The sequence below is a fragment of the Shewanella sp. 11B5 genome (assembly GCF_002836795.1).
Classification (GTDB): Bacteria; Pseudomonadota; Gammaproteobacteria; order Enterobacterales; family Shewanellaceae; genus Shewanella; species Shewanella frigidimarina.
Genome location: NZ_PJAP01000920.1, coordinates 1 through 3,157, shown reverse-complemented (window position 1 = coordinate 3,157; position 3,157 = coordinate 1). Strand labels below are relative to the sequence as shown.

3 protein-coding genes are annotated in these 3,157 nt (G+C 40.0%); all 3 read left to right on the top strand.

What is annotated here, in order from left to right; genetic code table 11:
- Window positions 1-2,062: ATP-binding protein (locus CXF78_RS18240; protein WP_102037552.1), on the top strand; the 2,062-nt coding region annotated here is incomplete at its 5' end.
- Between the two features lie 283 nt (window positions 2,063-2,345).
- Window positions 2,346-2,594: a DUF3297 family protein gene (locus CXF78_RS18235; protein WP_011638562.1), complete on the top strand. Its 249-nt coding sequence runs from the start codon at window positions 2,346-2,348 to the stop codon at window positions 2,592-2,594.
- Between the two features lie 289 nt (window positions 2,595-2,883).
- Window positions 2,884-3,157, top strand: a 274-nt coding sequence (locus tag CXF78_RS18230) for a LysE family translocator (RefSeq protein WP_219622097.1), incomplete at its 3' end; no start/stop codon positions are given.

Genomic DNA, 3,157 nt, shown 5'->3' with positions numbered 1-3,157 from the left:
CCGCCAATACGCTGAGCTTTACGAGCAAATAGATAACCAATTAGACATTCAACCTAATTGGAAGGCCATTAAAATAGTTGATACGGCAACTGGTAATCAATTGTATCCGCTTGATGTGTGGAACGGGGCAACCCAAAGCGGTGACATGCTACTCAGCCAACAAATTATGTTTTTAGAAAAATCATTAGCAAGCATTACGCTAGTGGTTAACTTTACCAATGAAATTAATGAATCATCAAAGCTGCATTACACGCTCATATACATTCAATTTATGATTCTGGTTTTATTTTTTATGGCGCTAGCTTGGTTAGTCGATTATAGAATTACTAAACCATTACGCTCATTAGAATTTGCATTTGCACAGCTGGCAAAAGGTGATTTTGATTGTCATGTCGATAAGCACCAAAATAACGAAGTGGGCAGTGTGATTAGTGCGTTTAATCACATGGCAACCGAGGTCGCGAGTAATCATCAAAAATTAAATACCCTGCGAATACAGGCTGAGTCGGCAAGTAAAGCAAAGTCAGATTTTATGGCCAGCATGAGCCACGAATTGCGTACACCGTTAAATGCTATTTTAGGGTTAGCACAGTTATATGAATATGATGATCTTGCTAATAAAGTCCAAAAAGACAATGCTAAAAGTATCTATCGGGCTGGTGAGCATTTATTGTTACTAATTAATGATGTGCTTGATTTAACAGCGATTGAGTCGGGTAATATGCAGTTTAGTTTTGACTATGCATCAATTAAACGTGTTGTTGAAGAGTCTGTTGCGCTGGTGAGTGAATTGGTAAAGGCACAGTCGATGACGATTCATACAGAAGGCTTTAATGAGCTTGAAGGACTTTGTTTTTATATCGATGAGCGTCGTTTTAAGCAGGTAATGTTAAATTTGCTCTCCAATGCCATTAAATATAATAAACCCCACGGCGATATTTTTATTAGCTGCAGCGTATCAAGCAATAACCAATGCACAATTAACGTAGCAGATACCGGTTACGGCTTTGCTGCTGATGACGTTTCTCGGTTATTTAAGCCCTTCGATCGCTTAGGTGCCGAAACCAGTAATATTAATGGCACGGGTATTGGATTGGTTATTACCCGAGAATTAGTTGAGCGAATGCAAGGCGAGATAAGGGTACAAAGTGAACTAAATAAGGGCTCGTGTTTTAGTTTAATTTTTAATGGTTTTAAGCAAGCCGATGTACCCATTAAAACTAACTTACTGGCTAAAACAGACTCTACAATTCAATCAGATAGAACAGACATCACCGAACAACACGTTTCAGCAGAGACCTTACCTCTATTAGAAGTGCTGGTGGCTGAAGATCAGGTGACTAATCAGCTAGTGTTAAAGCAACAATTAACCTTGCTTGGGGTACATTCAACGTTTGTGAGTAATGGCGAGCAAGCTTGGCAAACACTGCAAGATAAACGTTTTAATATATTGTTAACCGATATTCAAATGCCAATTTTAGATGGTTTAGGCCTGGCTAAAAAGATACGAGCAGATGAACGATTTAAAGATTTAGCCATCATTGCGATTACAGCGAACATTATTAAAGAGAATATTGATGCTTGTTACGATGCCGGTATGAATGGTTTTTTAACCAAACCCGTTGAGTTGGCTAAGCTTAAATCGCTTTTAATGGAGCACTCAGCAACCATGGTTAATGCTCATATTGAAGCTAAAAAACCGTCAGAGGTTGCGTCTGATTCATTTGATCAGTTAGATCTAGCATTATTAAATGCGATGCTAGGTGATGATCCCACGGTGCATTGCATGGTGTTTAATGCCTTTTTACAAACGGCTGGTGAACAAGTTAAGTTAATCAGTGCGTATGCGACTAGTGAGAACTACGCCGATTTATCATTTCAAGCCCATGGTTTAAAGTCGTCATCAAAATCGGTTTCGGCATTATTGTTAGCCGACATTTGTCAGCAAGTTGAAACACTGGCTACCAATGGCAGCGTTACCGCTGAGCACGTGAGTGACTTAGAACAATGCTTTAACGAAGTCGTGGTTCAGTTAACACGTTATTGTGAATACTATGAATAATGAACTAACGGACCCTTTGGTTGATTAGTCATTTATAAGCCTTATACCGCTCACAATCGAACAGCTTACTTTAGCGATTGTGAGTAAGGTATTAACGAAATTTGTTTACTTAAATCCGCTTAAAATCTTTGTCTATCATGTTACTGAGTAACAATTGTCCTGCCTGGTTAACTCTAAACTCGCCATATCTTTCGGTGCGACTCACATTTATGACAGCCGCTATTGAGCATCAGGCTGGTATTGCCTACAATAGCGCACGTTTTATTAACTACAGCACACGACAATGAACGACACTACTGCTAAACCCGCTTTACCTGATCGCCTTAGCGTTAATCCACGTAGCCCACATCATGTGGCTGCAATTTTCGAACACGAGATTGGCATTTTGTTTAATGGCAAAGAGCGTGCAGATGTTGAAGAATATTGCATCAGTGAAGGTTGGGTAAAAGTCGCCTCGCATAAAGCATTAGATCGTCGTGGCCAACCGCTTACGATGACAGTAAAAGGCAAGGTTGAAGCGTTCTACAAGTAGAACTGAGTAAGCTGACTCTTAGCGTCAAAAAACGAAAGGCTAGCCCAATGGGCTGGCCTTTGTTATTTACCGTGACAAATGAGCAATAGAGTAAATTTTATTCTATGATTTTACCTTGTTTTATATTCCTTAGGTTTATGAACACTTATCTACCCCATCCGTAAACAAACTCTGCCAGTCGTCATCCAGCCGAAACACAACATGAAGCCCAACATGATTTTAATTCATGTTGAATAACTGTAGAATCCGCGCCTTATTTTCCGTCTTAATAGTTGTTGTTTGTGTGTTTATGATGATTGATCTGGCTTTGCTTCCGTTATATTTAACTACTGTTGTCGCGTTATTATTAATTCCTGGACCTGATATGTTGCTGATTGCCAGTTCGAGTCTGAGCTATGGCCGTAAAGTGGGCGTGTATGCCAGTTTTGGTAATGCGACCTCGGGACTTATTTTGACTTTACTTGCTGCAATGGGCGTGTCCGCATTAGTGGCGATGAACCCGATGGCGTTAGAGCTATTACGAGTATTGGGCGGGGCGTATTTATTGAAAATGGGCTGGGATT